The organism is Virgibacillus halodenitrificans (genome assembly GCF_001878675.1).
Taxonomy (GTDB): Bacteria; Bacillota; Bacilli; order Bacillales; family Amphibacillaceae; genus Virgibacillus_Q; species Virgibacillus_Q halodenitrificans.
This window is the reverse complement of record NZ_CP017962.1, coordinates 2,438,914-2,456,494: the sequence shown is the minus strand read 5'-3', so window position 1 is coordinate 2,456,494 and position 17,581 is coordinate 2,438,914. Positions and strand designations below refer to the sequence as shown.

The window sequence follows — 17,581 nt, the reverse complement described above, 5'->3', positions numbered from 1 at the left end:
TAGAAACAATCTTTTAGGGTAAAATAGGCTTGTTGTAGTTTATGAGGAGGATTAAGCGTGATTTCGATAAAGGGTTTAAGCAAAATTTTTAACACAGATGCACATAATCAAGTGACAGCAGTTGATAATATAACCCTGACCATTAATGAAGGTGATATTTTTGGATTTATTGGTTATAGTGGAGCGGGAAAAAGTACATTTGTACGCTTGTTGAATCGCTTGGAAGAACCAACGGGAGGCCAAATAACAATTAATAACCAGGAAATTAGTTCCTTGAAAACAAAAGGACTTCGATTAGCTCGTCAGGAAATTGGGATGATATTTCAACATTTTAATCTATTATGGTCTCGAACGGTAAAAGAGAATATTACGTTTCCTTTAGAAATTTCAGGTGTGCCTAAAACTGAGCGAGATGACAGAGTACAGGAATTAATTAATTTGGTTGGTTTAGCAGGTAAAGAAAATGCATATCCTTCTCAACTAAGCGGAGGACAGAAACAGCGTGTAGGTATAGCCCGGGCATTGGCAAACAAACCAAAAGTTTTGCTTTGTGATGAAGCTACATCTGCTCTGGACCCTGAAACTACAAATTCAATTCTGGATTTATTAGTGGACATTAATAATAAACTTGGCTTGACCATTATCTTGATAACTCACGAGATGCATGTTATACGCAAAATTTGTAATCGAGTTGCTGTAATGGAGAGTGGCAAGATTGTGGAGCAAGGAAACGTCCTAGATGTCTTTTTAAAACCAAAACAAGAAGTTACACGTAAATTTGTAGAACAGGTAATGGGTAGTAATGAAGAGGAAGAAGACTTACAGCAACTTATCCAGTCATACAAACACGGAACAATTATACGATTGCATTTTGTTGGAGAAACTACTAACCAAGCCCTGATCAGTCAAGTTGCTAAAAAATTTAATGTAGACATTAATATATTACAGGGTAAAATCACACAGACACAGGCAGGGGCTTATGGTTCACTATTTGTACAAATGGATGGTGACCAGACTGAAATAAAACAAGCTATTCAGTATATCGAAAAAGAAACCTCTGTAGAATTGGAGGTTGTACAGCATGTTAACTGATTTATTCCCAAATATTAATTTGGAAGATTTTTGGGTCGCCACTTATGAAACTTTTTATATGACAATCATTGCTTTAATTGGGACGTTTATTCTTGGTATATTACTTGGGTTACTTTTATATCTAACAACAAAAAATGGAATATGGCAAAATAAGTTTGTGCACTTTGTTGTAGCTGCGTTTGTAAATATATTTAGAGCTATCCCTTTCATTATTCTTATACTATTGTTATTTCCATTCACTAATTTTCTCATGGGTACGATCCGTGGACCAAATGGCGCATTGCCTGCCTTAATTATTGGAGCAGCTCCTTTTTACGGAAGATTAGTAGAAATTGCATTGAGAGAAGTAGATAAAGGTGTTGTGGAAGCAGCCAAAGCAATGGGAGCTAAAACTAGCACAATTATTTTCAAGGTATTATTGCCTGAGTCAATGCCTGCTCTTATTTCAGGGTTAACAGTAACGGCAATTGCCTTAATTGGTTATACAGCAATGGCCGGAGCAATTGGGGCTGGTGGTTTGGGAAGCTATGCATATTATTCCGGGTTCCAGCGTCGTGACTTCGATATTGTATTGATTTGTTCCATTATCATTGTAATTATTGTATTTATTTTCCAATTTATTGGAGACTATATCGCTAACAAGCTGGATAAGAGATAAATTAAAATTAATCAGGAGGAACTTAACATGAATAAATTTATTGCTTTTGTATCATTATTATTGGCACTTGTTTTAGCAGCATGTGGTGGGGAGGACAAAGCTTCAGATGAAAATACAATTAAAGTAGGAGCATCGAGTGTGCCCCATGCTGAAATATTAGAAGAGGCAAAACCTTTACTTAAAGAAGAAGGCATTACATTGGAAATAGAACAATATGAGGACTATGTATTACCTAATGATGATTTGGCAAACGGAGATTTAGATGCGAATTACTTTCAGCATATACCTTATTTAGAACAGACTATAGAAGATACAGGCTATGAACTGGATTATATTGATGGTATACACATTGAACCAATGGGAGCTTACTCAAAAGGAATTAAGAGTATGAAGGAAATACCTGATGGTACTGAGGTTATTATGAGCAATTCTGTTTCTGATCGTGGCCGTGTACTCGCATTGTTTGAAAAAGAGGGTTTAATTAAATTGGATAAGAATGTGAAAAAAGCTGAGGCTACAGTAGATGACATTGTAGAAAACCCTAAAAATTTGAAGTTCACACCAGATTATGATCCAGCTTTATTGCCGGAACTATATGAAACAGAAGAGAATGCCCTTGTGGTTATTAATACAAACTACGCAATTGGGGCAGAACTGAATCCTACGGAAGATGCCTTATTTATTGAGGACGAAAAGTCACCATATGTGAATGTGATTGCAGTCCAAGCTGAAGATAAAGATAATAAAGCACTAAATAAATTGGTTGAAGTTCTTCATTCCAAAGAGATCCAGGACTATATATTGGAAAAATATGATGGTGCAGTTGTCCCAGTGGGAAGCAATGAGTAAATACTGAGCATTTAACAGTATATGCTTGAAATAAGCGAAATGTTTATGTAGGGGATGCACATTCTGAATATTACCACCTCATATGGAGTTAAATCCTTACTTATACGTTTATAAGCTCATTGAAGCGGGAATTGTCCTTGTGTTACGATAAGTAACGTAAACAAACCGAAAGGATGATTCACTATTAATAGTGGAATAAGTATGAATTACACTCCTGAAATGGAGAAAGCTATGCAACAATCCCATAAAATTGGGTATGCAGAGTATGAACGTAAGTTGGAAAATCGTCTCGCAGTAGAAAAAAGAAGAGAACGTGAATATGAACAATGCAAACAGCTGAAAGCGGACTTAGAAAGCCAAATACAGAGATAAATAGAGAATTCATTGTACCGGTGTCCTTGTGGGCATCGGTATTGCTATGCTTTAAGAAAGGGCACTATATTATGTAGAAGTATTAGATTAGTTCGGGAAATAGATAAAATGTAAACTAACTTTTGGTATTTAAGTTACGTATGAAAAATATCTTTGTTGTTGGAAAGCTCACTGAAATATTGAAGAGGTAAGCCCCATTGAATTCCGTTGCATGCGGACGCTTTCACACCTCCGGGTACAAGTGCGAAATCTGCTCGTAATCTCGCAGTGTCTTCTTTGCCGCCAAATATATTATCAATTATCACTACGATGTGACGATATTACTAACACATCCAAGCGGAGGAAAAGTATGAAGACTCCTCGAAAATGGAAATACACATTTTCTTCGTGCGATGCCTTGCTGACGTAGCGCGGGAAAAGCGAGACTAGCGAGACCCCGCAGAACGGAACTAATTAGGAACAAAGGCTAAGTTCGTCACGTCCTGTGACAACGCCTTTGTAACCAGCATCCTGCAGGCCCGAGTTCGAGGAGGCTTGCAGGCCGCCCGCGGAAAGCGTAATATTTTTCCGCAGCGATTTGGTGCTCCATCCACTAGATCGCATTTCTCTCCAACTCTACAAATAATTGGAACGTTTGTTGGGTGACATTGTAATTACATAATGTAAGGTTAAAAAATATGCTCATCCATTATACTTAGAAACGGTAAAGAAAAATGAATTTAACTGAAACCAAAATGACAATCCTTAAGCTTAGAAGAATAAAGTTTTAATCCTTATAAACCATACAACCTAAAAGAGTTGATAATACATTCGAAATGATTTAAGATTGTAATGAGAATAAATTGAGAATGGATATCTTATCTATTCAAATATAATTAAATTACTAGTAACTGGAGGTATAGATATGGCAGGGTCAACGTTAGAAATCAAGAATCTACATGTGTCAATCGAAGGTAAAGAGATATTAAAAGGTGTAAACCTTACAATAAAAGGTGGAGAATTCCATGCTGTTATGGGACCAAACGGTACTGGTAAATCCACACTTGCTTCTGCAATTATGGGTCATCCTAAATATGAAATTACAGATGGGTCTGTCCACCTTGATGGAGAAGACGTTCTTGAAATGGAAGTAGATGAGCGTGCGCGTGCAGGTTTGTTCCTTGGAATGCAGTATCCAAGTGAAATTAGCGGAGTCACCACATCTGATTTCCTACGTTCTTCTATTAATGCTCGTCGCGAAGAAGGAGACGAAATCTCATTAATGAAATTCATTAAAGAAATGGATAGCGTGCTTGATTTTCTAGAAATAGATAAAAATATGGCACAACGTTATTTGAACGAAGGATTCTCAGGTGGGGAGAAAAAGCGTAACGAGATTCTTCAATTAATGTTGTTGAAACCAGAAATCGCTATTTTGGATGAGATTGATTCTGGGTTGGATATCGATGCATTAAAAGTGGTTTCCAAAGGAATTAATAAGTTACGTGATGATAATTTCGGTTGTTTAATAATTACCCATTACCAACGTTTGCTAAACTATATTACACCTGACCATGTTCATGTAATGATGCAAGGTCGTGTCGTTAAATCAGGAGGACCGGAGCTTGCTCAACGTCTTGAAGCAGAAGGTTATGATTGGATTAAGGAAGAACTAGGAATTGAAGACGAAACTGTAGGGCAAAACGCGTAGAAGTAAGGAGGGGTAACATGACTGTGGAAACAAAGCTGCCATACGATAAGTCGTATGTAGAAAATTATTCAGTAAATCAAAACGAACCTGCTTGGATGAAGGAATTGCGTCTGCAGGCCTTGGAGCAAGCAGAACACTTAGAAATGCCAAAGCCTGATAAAACAAAGATTAACAGATGGAACTTCACTCGTTTTAAGCATGGTGCAGAGGGAGAAACATTTTCTTCTTTGAAGGAATTGCCTGCCGAGCTGGAAGAATTCCTTGATAAGGATAATGCTCCTGAAAACTTACTTATTCAACGGAATAACTCTGTTGCTTATAGCACGCTAAGTAAGGAATTAAGAGACAAAGGTGTAATTTTTACAGATATATTCACAGCACTTAAAGAGCACGGAGAATTAGTGCAGCGTTATTACATGAAAGACGCTGTATCCGTTGACGAGCATCGCTTAACAGCACTACATGCTGCTTTAATGAATGGCGGTATATTTGTACATGTACCGAAAAATGTTCAGATTGATGTTCCAATCCAAACTATTTTTTGGCAAGAAGATCCCGAAGCAGCACTTTTTAACCATGTCCTTGTGGTAGCAGAAGAAAATAGCTCTCTAACTTATGTAGAGAACTATATTTCCCAGAACCAAAACGAGGAAACTGTAGCCAATATTGTTACTGAAGTAATTGCACAGGATAATGCCAAGATTTCATTTGGTGCAGTTGACAATTTCGCTTCCGGTACTACCGTCTACAATAACCGTCGTGGGGTCGCTTACCGTGATGCTACAATTGACTGGGCATTAGGTCAAATGAACGACGGAAACACCGTATCTGAAAATATTACGCACCTGATTGGTGATAATGCTGTTTCCAACGCAAAAACAGTATCTGTCGGACGTGGTAAACAAATTCAAAACTTTACCGCCAAGATTGTCCATTTCGGTAAAAATTCTGAAGGGCATATTCTACAACATGGGGTAATGAAAGAAAGTGCAACTTCTATATTTAATGGAATAGGAAAAATTGAACATGGTGCTTCCAAGTCAAATGCAGAGCAAGAATCACGAGTGCTGATGCTTAGTGAAAAAGCACGTGGTGATGCTAATCCAATTCTATTAATTGATGAAGATGACGTAACAGCTGGACACGCAGCTTCAGTTGGACGCGTGGATCCACTCCAATTGTATTATTTGATGAGCCGCGGTATTTCACAGGCAGAAGCTGAGCGTCTCATTATTCATGGGTTCCTTGCTCCAGTTGTAAATCAATTGCCAATTGAATCTGTTAAAAATCAATTAACACAAGTTATTGAAAGGAAGGTATACTAATGGATGTGAAAGCCATCAGGCAACAATTTCCTATTTTACAACAGGAAGTAAATGGACACCCATTAGTGTATTTGGATTCATCAGCGACGTCGCAGAAGCCGGCCTCAGTTATAGATGCTGTGAACAATTATTATCGTGAAGACAACTCAAATGTCCATCGAGGTGTTCACACGTTAGGAACAAGAGCCACTGAAAAATACGAAGGTGCACGTGAGAAGGTTCGACGCTTTATTAATGCAAAAAGTACAGCTGAAATTATCTTTACTCGCGGCACTACTACAGCAATAAATACGGTTGCATCAAGTTATGGTCAGGCCAATTTAGAGCCGGGTGATGAGGTTGTTATTACTCAAATGGAACATCATAGCAATATAATCCCATGGCAACAGGTTGTCAAGAAGACTGGTGCAACGTTGAAATATATTCCTTTACAGGATGATGGAACCGTGTCAATGGAAGATGTCAAAAAGACGGTTACTTCCAATACAAAAATTGTCGCCATTACACATGTTTCTAATGTGTTGGGGACAATTAACCCTATTACCGACATAGCCAAAGTGGCTCATGACCAAGGTGCTGTTTTACTAGTTGATGGTGCACAAGGAGCACCACATATGCAGGTTGATGTGCAAAAAATGGACTGTGATTTCTATGCATTTTCCGGTCACAAAATGTGTGGACCAACTGGAATAGGGGTATTGTATGGTAAGAAGGAATTGTTAGAAAAAATGGAACCAGTAGAATTTGGTGGAGAAATGATTGATTTTGTAAACCTTTATGATTCTACCTGGAAGGAATTGCCTTGGAAATTTGAAGGTGGAACACCTATTATTGCAGGGGCCATCGGGTTAGGTGCAGCAATCGATTTTTTAAATGAAGTGGGAATGGATAACATATTGGAGCATGAGCATAAGTTAGCTGACTATGCTATGAAACAAATGAGAACAATTGATGGTATTTCCATATTTGGTCCGGAAGAACGAGCTGCGTTGGTAACTTTCAATCTGGATGATGTTCATCCACATGATACTGCAACTGCCCTTGATGCAGAGGGAATTGCTGTACGTGCAGGTCATCATTGCGCACAACCTTTAATGAGATGGTTGGATGTAACAGCAACTGCAAGAGCAAGCTTTTATTTATATAATACAGAAGAAGATGTAGACCGTTTAGTAGATGGACTTTTAAAAACGAAGGAGTTCTTTGGTAATGTCTTTTAATAACCTTGATACCCTTTACAGACAAGTCATTATGGATCATTACAAAAACCCCCGCAATAAAGGTGTTATCGAAGGAGATGTACTAACCGTAGATATGAATAACCCGACTTGTGGGGATCGCATCCAGCTTCAATTACAAGTAGAAGATGGAATTGTTCAGGAAGCAAAATTTGATGGAGAAGGTTGCTCCATAAGTATGGCGTCTGCTTCTATGATGACGCAGGCTGTAAAAGGCAAAAAAATAGATGATGCATTGGAAATGTCCGAGTTATTTTCCAAAATGATGTTAGGTGAAGATGTCGACATGGATAAACTAAGCCTTGAGGATATAGAAGCATTACAGGGAGTTGCTAAATTCCCTGCACGTATTAAATGTGCAACACTTGCTTGGAAGGCAATGGAAAAAGGTGTTAATGAAGAGTAAGTTGTTGTTAAAGAAACACATACACCTTAAAGGAGGTTTTTAACATGGCAAAAAATATGCCGGAAATGGAAGAATATAAATATGGCTTTCACGACCGAGATGTTTCTGTTTTTCGCTCTGGTAAAGGACTTACACGCGAAGTAGTAGAAGAAATTTCCAGAATGAAAGAAGAACCACAGTGGATGCTTGATTACCGTTTGAAAGCTTTAGAACATTTTTATGAACGTCCAATGCCACAGTGGGGCGGAGATCTATCAGAATTGAATTTTGATGAGATCGTTTATTACGTAAAACCTTCAGAAAAACAAGGGCGCACATGGGATGAAGTTCCAGAGGAAATCAAGCAGACATTTGATAAGCTTGGTATCCCGGAAGCAGAACAAAAATATCTTGCTGGTGTCTCTGCTCAGTATGAATCTGAAGTAGTTTATCATAGCTTAAAAGAAGATCTGGAAGAGTTGGGTATTGTCTTTAAAGATACGGATACCGCACTGAAAGAAAATGAAGAGCTATTTAAAGAATACTTCGGTAAAGTAATTCCTGCTACAGACAATAAGTTTTCAGCATTAAACTCTGCTGTATGGTCTGGTGGTTCTTTCATCTACGTACCGAAGGGTGTACAAACAAGTACACCGCTACAAGCATATTTCCGTATTAATTCAGAAAATATGGGACAGTTTGAAAGAACATTAATCATTGTGGATGAGGGTGCTTCAGTACACTATGTGGAAGGTTGTACTGCGCCGGTTTATACAACAAATTCTCTTCACAGTGCGGTAGTAGAAATCTTTGTTAAAAAGGATGCGTATTGTCGTTACACTACTATTCAAAACTGGGCAAATAATGTATATAACCTAGTAACAAAACGTGCGACTTGTGATGAAAATGCTACGATGGAATGGATTGATGGTAACATCGGCTCCAAGTTGACTATGAAATATCCTGCAGTGCTCTTAAAAGGAGAAGGTGCACGTGGAATGACCCTCTCTATTGCTATTGCCGGAAAAGGACAATTGCAGGATGCTGGTGCTAAAATGCATCACTTGGCACCAAATACGTCATCTTCTATTGTATCTAAGTCAATTTCTAAGCATGGTGGGAAAGTATCCTACCGAGGTATCGTACACTTTGGACGGAAAGCTTCTGGTGCTCGTTCCAACATTGAGTGTGATACGTTGATTATGGATAATGAATCAACATCAGATACTATTCCATATAACGAAATTAATAATGATAATATCTCATTGGAACATGAAGCAAAAGTATCCAAAGTTTCAGAGGAACAGCTTTTCTATCTAATGAGCCGCGGCTTAAGTGAAGAAGAAGCAACTGAAATGATTGTAATGGGCTTTATTGAGCCATTTACAAAAGAACTTCCAATGGAATATGCTGTTGAAATGAACCGTCTCATCAAATTTGAGATGGAAGGGTCTATTGGCTAACCATTGATAACAGTGGGTTGAACGATTGGTGGGTGGTCTCTCACCCACAATTCACCCACAAAAAAGTTAATTTAAATACTGCTGGTACATTTCAATTGCATCATTCTCGATTTTTTCGGTAATGTGCAGATATGTGTCAGCAGTTGTTTTTATTCCGGCATGTCCTAAACGATTTGATACATATTTAATTGAAGCACCTGATTCTAACAAATGCACTGCATGAGAATGTCTTAAAGCATGAGGGGATAATATAGTCAATCCTGCTCGTTTACATACTTCTTTGAAATAATCTCTTACTACATTAGTTCTCAACCATCTTCCGTCTTGTTGGTGGAATAAAAGATCTTCAGCAGGCCTTTTGTAAGTTGGGTACCGTAGATACATTTCTTTTTGATTTGTTTTATGGCGCTTTAACATAAATAAAACGTGATCATCTAATTTAATAACTCTTGTGCTGTTCTTAGTTTTAGGTGTAGATATATAAGGAGTAGAGTTTAAAGGGTAAACGAGATTTTTATTTATTGTTAATTTATCACCTTCTATATCAGACCAGTGGAGTGCCAATGCTTCCCCGATCCTCAAACCAGTTCTTGACATTAGAGTGAATAATACCGAGTATTGGATAGAATGTTTGTATTTAGATTTTTTAACTGGATGGCAATGAGATAAAAATATTTCTAATTCTTTTTTCGTAAAGTATTTAAGTTGTTCTTCTTTATCCTTTTTAGGGATTTTTGATTTAGCGATAGGATTTGAATAAAGAATATTAAAATCGTGTACCGCACTACTTAAAGCAGAATTCATTATCGAATGTATTCTTCTAATGGTACCCTCTGAATATTTATCTGTAAGCTTGTTAAGCCACTTTTGGTACTCTGTCCTATTAATTTGTTTTAGTCTATACTTTCCCCATCGAGGAATTATATTTAATCTCACATTTCTTTCTTGTACGGAATACGTAATTGGTTTAAGGTTGGGTTTTTTATATACTTCTAACCAATCCAAGATGAATTTATCTAGATACTCTTCTCCATTCTCAGAGAAGCCAAATTGTTCAATATCTGTCTCTACTTTTGCTGCAGCTAATTGAGCTTCTTTTTTCGTCTTAAATCCACGCTTAGACTTTTCTTTATACTTATCTCCTTGTTTGTAACGCACTCTATATTCCCATTTACCATCAATTTTGCGAAAACTAGCCACAATGTTTCCTCCTATCTTATTTCTTCATGTATTGCTAACGGATCAAAAAAAATAATGTGTCGATCGTCTACCCTTACTTGTAAACCGTGCTTTTCTTTATAGTATTGCAGGCTATTCTCCAAAAAATCTTCTGTAATATTAAGTGTTTCCGCAATGTCGTACCTTGATTTACAACCCTGTTTAAAAGAGTAAATTAAACCTTCTAATGGTACTAACTTAGCAAAAGCCCATCTTCTTGCTATGTTTTCTTGTTTAACATTGTTTATTTTACTTTGATCTAATATGTCTCCGACCGTAAATAAATGGTGACCTATTTCTTCAGCTAATACGCATGCCTTTTCTCTGGAGGTCATTATGTTCTTGTTAATCCATATGACATTATCGCCATACAGCCCTTTAATCCTCTCCAACATTACCCGTTCCTGGACATCTAAATCGAGCCCGTGTGCTTCGGACTGTAAGCTTTCGTACATGTATTACCCTCCTATTTATTACGCTTTGATAAAAGGTACTTTTTAAAGTTTTCTATTTCTGTCAATTCTTCTTCCGTCCATTCTTCTCCGTCATGATGAGCAGCAATTGTATCTACTTCATCTAGACCGCCATCCTCTATTATTTGGCTTTTTCTCAAATTGAAATGAGTAGCTATCTTTTGGATTGCGCCCATACGAGGTTCTTTCGATCCACTCTCCCAAGTTGAAACAGCTTTATTGGAAACTCCTGCTATATCTGCTAAGTCCTGTTGAGTTAGGTCATATCTTTCTCGTATTATTTTTAGATTTTCGCTGATTCCCATAATGATCTCCCTCTATCGATTTTCTATTATAAGTAGATTGTATACTATAAGTCGAAAAATTTCAACATAAAAAGTCTACTTTTTCTACCTTTTTGCAGTTGACATTCTACTTTTGGTAGATTATGATTAACTTACATTCTTTTTCCGGGAGGTGAATAATTTGGAAGCAACTTTAAAACAAGCAAGATTATTTAAAGATTTGAGTCAGGCAGAAGTAGCTGAAAAGCTAGGGGTACACCGTCATACGTACATGAAATGGGAGAAGCACCCTGACGAAATGCCTTTAGGGAAAGCTAAAGAATTTTGTCGGATAACAAATCTACCAGTAGATATTATTTTTTTTACACCTAATTCTACTTTTAGTAGATTTAAGGAGGGGTTGGACAATGTTACAAGTTCAAGTTGACGAAAGTGCAGTAAAGCAAATGTACCAAGAAGCCATTAAAAGACAGCTGCAAGAATTAGATCAGGAACTTGTTTATTGGGATTCTAAGGAACTTAGACGCAGAACATGCATGAGTTGGAACACTATCCAAGATAATTTTTTTCACGAAGAAGATTTTCCGAAAGTGAAAATTGGAGGTAAGTGGTACTTCCCGGCTAAGGAAGCAACTGAGTTCCTTAATAAATGGTTAAAAGAAAAGGAGGCAAAATCATGACAGCTGAAGAACTGGAAAGCTTCGAGGAAAGATTTAAAGAAATTAAAATGTCACCTGTCCGTAACACACGCTTAACGGCACTAAAGAAAGACTTAGAAGATGCTTACAACATTCCAGAGCATTACTCAGTTGCTTTTATCAATAACAATCTGGAAGTCATGCGGTTGTATCGAGATGTATGTTATGCAGTCGACTTAGAGAGGGTGAGATAGATGAAAGTTGAAGATCTAATAGCACAAGGTGCAAAGGTGGAAGTTTCTTTCTACTGTGAAAACTTGAAAGAGGCTGAGGAAAAGCTAAAGCAATATAAAAATTTTGGGCGCATCGAAATGGAAAGTTACGGTATAACTCAATGGTTAAAGATCTCTTATGGAAATATTGAATTTATTGCTTATTACGAGGTAGGTGAATCAAATGACTAGCAAGATACAAGATAACTATCCATCCGAAGATTTTTTTCAGGCTTCAGATGAATTAGTAAATATACAGAAGAATTGCCTTAAATTATTGGATAGCGCTATAGAGGCACAGTTTTCCGGTACTGATAGGATTTTAGCTGATTTGGAGCAGGGGATAAAAGTGCTAAAGGCTTTTAACCATAAAAAGCTAAAGCGAGACGAACATAAAGGCCATGAATATGCCAGGAGGCATTGGTTTTGAAATACGATAGCTTAGATTGGTCACTGCTAGGGTTGTTTGTCGCTATGCTGCTATGGAATTTGTATCTACTTATTAATTACTAAAAGGAGGTGAGGTTGTGGGTGAATTAGCAGAAATGACTGTAAATGGTTTGTTATGTGAAGTATGTGGCGCATATGTAGAAGATTTTGAGGAACCAGGTTATCCAAGAAAATGTGAAGACTGTGAAAAGGAATAGGAGGGGTTAATCAATGTTTACACCAGATAGCGTAAGAATCGTAAATCAAATTGGAGATTTAGAGCGATATGCAGAACGATTACGAGAGCAAAGAAGCAAGTTAAGCAAGAAAGATAATCTGCTCAGTGATTCCTATACTATGGCAATCTGCAGCACATTAGATGCTATAGCAAGATTATCTAATAAGTTGGCTGTTCAGCAGGAGAGGAGGGACACAGAGTGCTCAGAGGAAGCTTAACAGGCGCTTTAGTAATTACATTAATCATCTTAATAATTATTTAGGAAGGAGAACTATAAACAATGCTAATCAAATTTAAATCTCTTAATCTAACAAACTTTAAAAGTCACCAGGATCTAACAGTTAACTTTGGCGAGGAAACAAAGATCACTGGTGACAATGCAAAAGGTAAAAGCTCCATATTAGAAGCTATTACATGGTTATTATATGGCACAGATGCCTTGGGAAGCAAATTGGATCCGTCCCCAGTAACTTACGAAGCAGAAGAAACAATGGTTTCACTTTTATTAAATGTGGATGGCAAAGACTTACTTATAGGTCGTGAACTAAAGAAGGGGAAGGCAAAATATTACATCAATGAGGTGCCTTCTAAGGCTACAGATTTCAACGAGGTACTTGAAAAAATGTTTGATAAGAACTTGTTTCTCTCTCTGTTTAATCCAAATTATTTCTTTACTTTGAAATGGACAGATCAAAGAGAAATGATTCTGCAGTATGTTCCGGCTCCGGCTAACAAAGAAGTAATTAAAGCATTGCCGAAAGCACAAGGAGAAGCACTAGCGGAGTTAGTTAAAAAACATTCGTTGGCTGATCTTGAAAAGATACACCGATCTAATAAAACCAAGCTAGATAAGCAGTATATAGCAGCACAGTCACGTACTAAAACACTGAAAGAGCAATTGGAGGATAATGCCCCAACAGTACCATTGGAATCTTTACAAGCAGAAGAAAAGCAGTTGCTAAACCAGATTAAAGAACTGGAAAAGGTGACTGATTCTGCAGGAGATACTAACCGTGAATTTAATAGTCTGCAATCCCAAGTACTCTCTCTTAATGACCAGATTGAAATGTCTAAAGAAAGATGGCCAAGGCTAAGGGATGAAGTGATTGAGGATGTTTGTAGAACATGTAAACGTCCATTGGATGACGAAGCGGTTGAAGCTGTAGAAGAAGATAAAGAAAAACGAATGAATGAATATAAGCAACAGCACCAAGCGTTAGTAAATAAAAGAAATGATCTGAAAGCTAAACTTGCGACTCTTGAATATGTTGATGTTTCTAAGCAATTTGAACAAATCCAAGATTTAGAACAAAAGCGCCAGCCAATTCAACAAGAGATCCAGAAGCATAAACAGTTTGAAGGAATGAAAGAACAAGTGAAAGAAGCTGCAGAAACTGAAAAAGAAACTCTAGAATCCTTAAATGAGTCCATCTTCATAATTGACAGCATTAAGGCTTTTTACGCAAAAGAAGCTGAATTACAAGCTGAAAAGGTACAAGCATTGTTTAGCACCTTATCTATTAATCTATTTGATGAATTAAAGAATGGTGAGGTTAAACCTACATTTGAAATAGAAATGGATGGTAAGGGATATAAGAAGCTGTCACTATCTGAGAGCATACGTGCAGGGCTTGAATTACGTGATGTGCTTAGTGAACAAAGTGAAGTAGTTACACCAGTGTTTGTTGATAATGCTGAATCCATTACCAAATTTAAAGAGCCGAATGGACAACTGATTATTAGTAGAGTTGTTGCTGGTCAAGAACTAAATATTGAGGGGGATAAATAATGAATAAATCACGTAAAGAGCGCCGTAAAGAAGCAAGAGAAAATAAGGTTCAATTTGCACCACAGTACCAAGGTAAACAGCCTTTAAGCTATGAGGAAATGTATGGCAAAGGATACGAACGTTTCAATTCAAAATATGTAACTATCAAGGAGGAAACCAATAATGGCAAAATTTAATATCGAAGTTGAGTTGGATTGGATAGACGAATTCGAAGACGGCAATCTGGACGATACGTTAAAAGAAGAAGTAATTAGTGGTATTCAATCACGATTGGTCAAAAAGGTTGAGAGCGAAGCTATTCAGAAAGTATCGGAAAAGGTAAGTGAAAAAGTTGATCAAGCTGTAGATGAGTTTTTAGAAAAGATAACTGCAGATAAAATTAGTGAAATTAATATTCCGCACAAATCAAATTCATGGGGTTCTGAGGTCACTATGGTTCCTATCTCTGAATTTATAGGTCAGCGATTCGAACGTATGGCAACAGAAAAGAATTTAGACGGCCGTGGTAAAGAGTACAGACGTTATGACAGCAAGAGCGGTCCATACTCTCTAATTGAGTATTTAACTAATAACTACATCTCTGAAGAATTAAATGACAAAGTAATTAAAATGATTCAGCAAGCGAAGAAACAAGCGGAAGAAACACTGATAAATAGCCTTGAAGATAATTTGCAACAACAGCTAAATGCTGACATGATTCAACGGTTAAACATTCCGGCATTGTTAGAACAGTTACAGAATCAAGTAGAACAAATTGAAGGAGGAAACAAGTAATGGCAAATAACAACAATCAATTACCAACATTAACTCCAGAAATCAGTGAGCATTTTAAACCAGAGGTACTCAAGGTGATTCGTAATTCAATCGCTCCAACAGCAAATGACCAGGAGTTTCTACTGTTTGCGCATAAGGCAGCATCTTATGGACTGGATCCATTCAAAAATGAAATCTTTTTTATCAAATATGGACAGACAGCAAGAATTCAATTCGCTGCTGAAGCTTATCTGTCGAAAGCAAGAGAAAAAGACGGTTTCCAGCCACCAGATACACAAATGGTTCATGAGAATGATGAATTCCAAATTGCAATGAACAAAGAAACGAAAGAAATGGAAGTAGTGAAGCATGAGATCGGATTCCCACGAGGGAAAATAATTGGTGCTTATTCAATTGCTTACCGTGATGGACATAGACCAGTAACCGTAATTATGGATATTGACGAAATAGCTCATATGTTTACTGGCCAGAACAAAGACAACTGGAAGAAATGGACACAGGATATGTTTGGTAAGCATGTGCAACAAAGAGCATTGAAAAAGCAATATGGACTTGAATTTGATGATGAAACAATCACTTATGGCCAAGAAGAAGGTGTGCCGGAATATCAGCCGAGAGAACGCAAGGACATTACACCTAATCAAGAACCAATTAACCAACCAGAACCAGAAGAAAAGCCAGAAGATAATGTTGTTGCTCTTCGAAAGCAAATGAAGCAGAAATTTAATCAAATTGGAGTAAAAGATAATGACGGTGTTAATGAGTATTTAAAAAAGAATAACGTTAAATTAAGCCAACCTGCTACGGAATCAGAGCTGATCGGTTTAATCGAACTATTGGACATGCACATTGATATGCAGGAAGCACAAGCGCAAGCTTCGGATGATGAGCTTCCGGAATAATGTTTAATCCACTTATAAAGCAGTTGCCGAAAGTAGTTGTATACGAGCGACATGCAGATTGTAAGTTATGCGGAAATGAAATTAATCCTGGCAAAGAAGAATATTACCGTGGGTATCGGATATGCCCGCGGTGCCAGGAAGAATTGGAGGTTATGAAATGACACAGATATCAAAAAAACATCTTGAGTTTGTAGGGGAAGCTAAGAAAGCATTTGAAGATAATCCAATACAAGAAACTCATCGTAATGGTGAAGAAACGCTTATTGCATTAAGAATGGGAGCAGACCGCGATTGTATTATGGTTTATAGATTGGATGGGTATGTTGGTAATTTTGTTCAGCAACTTCAACCAGTGAGAATAAATTCATATCCTGAGGTGAGTATATATGAAAGTAAACATACTAGCCTCAGGTTCTAACGGCAATTGTATCGCTCTTACTTCAGGTGATTCTACCATTCTAGTAGATGCAGGAATAGCTAAAACAAAGATAGAGAAAAGGCTTCTGGAAGTAGGTATTACACCTAACAACATTGAAGCGATATTTATTACACACGCTCATACTGATCACTGTAAGGGGCTTCCGTTGGCAAATAAATATAACATTCCTGTTTATGCAGGCGAAGAAGAATGGAAGGATATTGATTTAGTGAGTGAGGACTTATGTCATATAGCTGATCAAGAGTCGGTGTTAGTGCCATTCTCGGATGAGGATTGGGTTTTTGAAGTTTCACCTTTTGATGTTCATCATGATGCATACGAACCCAAAGGCTATGTAATTGAAAATGCTGAAGGGAATTTTAAAACTTCCATCTGTTTAGACACGGGGAAGGTAGACGAGATTATGCTTTTTCAAATGAGACACAGTGACATCTACATCATAGAAAGCAACCACGAGCCAAGAATGGTTGAAGCATCTGATTACCCAAATAGCGTAAAAGCAAGGGTTCTATCTCATATAGGACACCTATCCAATGCACAGACTGCTGAAGCGTTGTCCAAGTTAATCCAGGGCAACGGAGAGCAAATCTATTTAACGCATTTGAGCAGTAATAATAATCTTCCTGCCCTGGCTGAAATGACTACAAAAAGAGCCTTGTATCAAAAAGGGTTCATTGAAAATAAACATTATAAATTGGAGGTTGTTTGAGTGAGAGTTCTAGTTCCTAAAAAGGTAGCAGAAGCGCTTGATTATCATAAAGAGATTTGTAAAGGTATGTCACCAGACACAATTGACATGATCTTAATGTCCATTCCGTTCTCAACTGTACATGGACATGCTCTTGTATTGAAACAATTCGCTAAACAAAAACCTACCCTATACCTACAGGCAATAGCTAACGATTATGAACCAATCGTAGATATTGAAGAAGAAGTAGAGCAAATGCTTACTGATTGGTTAAACAAAAAGTATGTTGATGATGAAAAAACAGATGTTAAAAATTTTGCAAGAGTAGTTACTAATCATATCAAACAAAAATTATGAACGGATGA

General features: G+C 37.3%; 25 protein-coding genes. 22 read left to right on the top strand and 3 right to left on the bottom strand.

The genetic code is table 11. From position 1 onward, the window contains the following. Positions 1-57 precede the first annotated feature (57 nt). From BME96_RS12835 to sufB, 9 genes are all read left to right on the top strand, one after another. Positions 58-1,092, top strand: a complete 1,035-nt coding sequence (locus tag BME96_RS12835; protein WP_071649255.1) for a methionine ABC transporter ATP-binding protein — start codon at positions 58-60, stop codon at positions 1,090-1,092. Further along, on the top strand, positions 1,082-1,750 hold the full coding sequence (locus tag BME96_RS12830) for a methionine ABC transporter permease (protein ID WP_019378661.1): 669 nt from the start codon (positions 1,082-1,084) through the stop codon (positions 1,748-1,750). The genes BME96_RS12835 and BME96_RS12830 overlap by 11 nt, the downstream gene beginning before the upstream one ends. A 27-nt stretch (positions 1,751-1,777) precedes the next feature. Beyond that, positions 1,778-2,599 (top strand): MetQ/NlpA family ABC transporter substrate-binding protein, encoded by an 822-nt coding sequence (locus tag BME96_RS12825; RefSeq protein WP_071649254.1) that lies wholly within the window; start codon positions 1,778-1,780, stop codon positions 2,597-2,599. Between the two features lie 201 nt (positions 2,600-2,800). Then, on the top strand, positions 2,801-2,971 hold the full coding sequence (locus BME96_RS19875) for a YuzK family famiily protein (protein ID WP_019378659.1): 171 nt from the start codon (positions 2,801-2,803) through the stop codon (positions 2,969-2,971). 904 nt (positions 2,972-3,875) lie between these two features. Then, complete coding sequence (gene sufC / locus BME96_RS12820; RefSeq protein ID WP_019378657.1) at positions 3,876-4,661, top strand: Fe-S cluster assembly ATPase SufC; 786 nt, start codon at positions 3,876-3,878, stop codon at positions 4,659-4,661. Positions 4,662-4,678: 17 nt separating this feature from the next. After that, positions 4,679-5,986 (top strand): Fe-S cluster assembly protein SufD, encoded by a 1,308-nt coding sequence (gene sufD / locus BME96_RS12815; protein ID WP_019378656.1) that lies wholly within the window; start codon positions 4,679-4,681, stop codon positions 5,984-5,986. Further along, entirely contained in the window at positions 5,986-7,206 is a 1,221-nt protein-coding gene (locus tag BME96_RS12810) for a cysteine desulfurase (protein WP_019378655.1), read from the top strand. Before sufD ends, BME96_RS12810 begins: the two co-directional genes overlap by 1 nt. Next, the gene (sufU, locus tag BME96_RS12805) at positions 7,196-7,630 is read left to right on the top strand and encodes a Fe-S cluster assembly sulfur transfer protein SufU (RefSeq protein WP_019378654.1); all 435 of its coding nucleotides are present in this window, start codon (positions 7,196-7,198) and stop codon (positions 7,628-7,630) included. The genes BME96_RS12810 and sufU overlap by 11 nt, the downstream gene beginning before the upstream one ends. 44 nt (positions 7,631-7,674) lie before the next feature. Continuing rightward, positions 7,675-9,072, top strand: a complete 1,398-nt coding sequence (sufB, locus tag BME96_RS12800) for a Fe-S cluster assembly protein SufB (RefSeq protein ID WP_019378653.1) — start codon at positions 7,675-7,677, stop codon at positions 9,070-9,072. Between the two features lie 66 nt (positions 9,073-9,138). On the opposite strand, the gene BME96_RS12795 is transcribed toward sufB, so the two are convergent. The 3 genes from BME96_RS12795 to BME96_RS12785 are packed head-to-tail and all read right to left on the bottom strand — an operon-like array spanning position 9,139 to position 11,068. Then, complete coding sequence (locus tag BME96_RS12795) at positions 9,139-10,272, bottom strand: site-specific integrase (RefSeq protein ID WP_071649253.1); 1,134 nt, start codon at positions 10,270-10,272, stop codon at positions 9,139-9,141. Between the two features lie 11 nt (positions 10,273-10,283). Continuing rightward, complete coding sequence (locus BME96_RS12790; protein WP_071649252.1) at positions 10,284-10,745, bottom strand: ImmA/IrrE family metallo-endopeptidase; 462 nt, start codon at positions 10,743-10,745, stop codon at positions 10,284-10,286. 11 nt (positions 10,746-10,756) lie between these two features. Further along, complete coding sequence (locus tag BME96_RS12785) at positions 10,757-11,068, bottom strand: helix-turn-helix transcriptional regulator (RefSeq protein WP_071649251.1); 312 nt, start codon at positions 11,066-11,068, stop codon at positions 10,757-10,759. A 160-nt stretch (positions 11,069-11,228) separates the two neighbouring features. Here BME96_RS12785 and BME96_RS12780 point away from each other — a divergent pair, with 160 nt between their 5' ends. The 13 genes from BME96_RS12780 (at position 11,229) to BME96_RS12725 (ending at position 17,573) form a co-directional block, all read left to right on the top strand. Further along, positions 11,229-11,474, top strand: a complete 246-nt coding sequence (locus tag BME96_RS12780) for a helix-turn-helix transcriptional regulator (RefSeq protein WP_071649250.1) — start codon at positions 11,229-11,231, stop codon at positions 11,472-11,474. After that, positions 11,455-11,727 carry a group-specific protein gene (locus BME96_RS12775; protein ID WP_071649249.1) on the top strand — a complete coding sequence of 91 codons (273 nt, stop codon included), beginning with the start codon at positions 11,455-11,457 and terminating at the stop codon, positions 11,725-11,727. Before BME96_RS12780 ends, BME96_RS12775 begins: the two co-directional genes overlap by 20 nt. Then, positions 11,724-11,939 (top strand): hypothetical protein, encoded by a 216-nt coding sequence (locus tag BME96_RS12770; protein WP_071649248.1) that lies wholly within the window; start codon positions 11,724-11,726, stop codon positions 11,937-11,939. The genes BME96_RS12775 and BME96_RS12770 overlap by 4 nt, the downstream gene beginning before the upstream one ends. Further along, the gene (locus BME96_RS12765; RefSeq protein WP_071649247.1) at positions 11,940-12,149 is read left to right on the top strand and encodes a hypothetical protein; all 210 of its coding nucleotides are present in this window, start codon (positions 11,940-11,942) and stop codon (positions 12,147-12,149) included. Further along, positions 12,142-12,387, top strand: a complete 246-nt coding sequence (locus BME96_RS12760) for a hypothetical protein (RefSeq protein ID WP_071649246.1) — start codon at positions 12,142-12,144, stop codon at positions 12,385-12,387. Before BME96_RS12765 ends, BME96_RS12760 begins: the two co-directional genes overlap by 8 nt. Positions 12,388-12,617: 230 nt before the next feature. Next, positions 12,618-12,842 carry a hypothetical protein gene (locus tag BME96_RS12755; RefSeq protein ID WP_071649245.1) on the top strand — a complete coding sequence of 75 codons (225 nt, stop codon included), beginning with the start codon at positions 12,618-12,620 and terminating at the stop codon, positions 12,840-12,842. A 62-nt stretch (positions 12,843-12,904) separates the two neighbouring features. Beyond that, positions 12,905-14,413 carry an AAA family ATPase gene (locus tag BME96_RS12750; protein ID WP_071649244.1) on the top strand — a complete coding sequence of 503 codons (1,509 nt, stop codon included), beginning with the start codon at positions 12,905-12,907 and terminating at the stop codon, positions 14,411-14,413. Next, positions 14,413-14,589 (top strand): hypothetical protein, encoded by a 177-nt coding sequence (locus BME96_RS19615; RefSeq protein WP_156036010.1) that lies wholly within the window; start codon positions 14,413-14,415, stop codon positions 14,587-14,589. The genes BME96_RS12750 and BME96_RS19615 overlap by 1 nt, the downstream gene beginning before the upstream one ends. Further along, positions 14,576-15,187 carry a hypothetical protein gene (locus tag BME96_RS12745; RefSeq protein WP_071649243.1) on the top strand — a complete coding sequence of 204 codons (612 nt, stop codon included), beginning with the start codon at positions 14,576-14,578 and terminating at the stop codon, positions 15,185-15,187. The genes BME96_RS19615 and BME96_RS12745 overlap by 14 nt, the downstream gene beginning before the upstream one ends. Next, entirely contained in the window at positions 15,187-16,089 is a 903-nt protein-coding gene (locus BME96_RS12740) for a RecT family recombinase (RefSeq protein WP_071649242.1), read from the top strand. The genes BME96_RS12745 and BME96_RS12740 overlap by 1 nt, the downstream gene beginning before the upstream one ends. A 157-nt stretch (positions 16,090-16,246) precedes the next feature. Then, entirely contained in the window at positions 16,247-16,507 is a 261-nt protein-coding gene (locus BME96_RS12735) for a hypothetical protein (protein ID WP_071649241.1), read from the top strand. Then, entirely contained in the window at positions 16,476-17,237 is a 762-nt protein-coding gene (locus BME96_RS12730) for an MBL fold metallo-hydrolase (RefSeq protein WP_071649240.1), read from the top strand. Before BME96_RS12735 ends, BME96_RS12730 begins: the two co-directional genes overlap by 32 nt. Continuing rightward, positions 17,238-17,573: a hypothetical protein gene (locus BME96_RS12725; RefSeq protein ID WP_071649239.1), complete on the top strand. Its 336-nt coding sequence runs from the start codon at positions 17,238-17,240 to the stop codon at positions 17,571-17,573. The last annotated feature ends 8 nt before the right edge of the window (positions 17,574-17,581 follow it).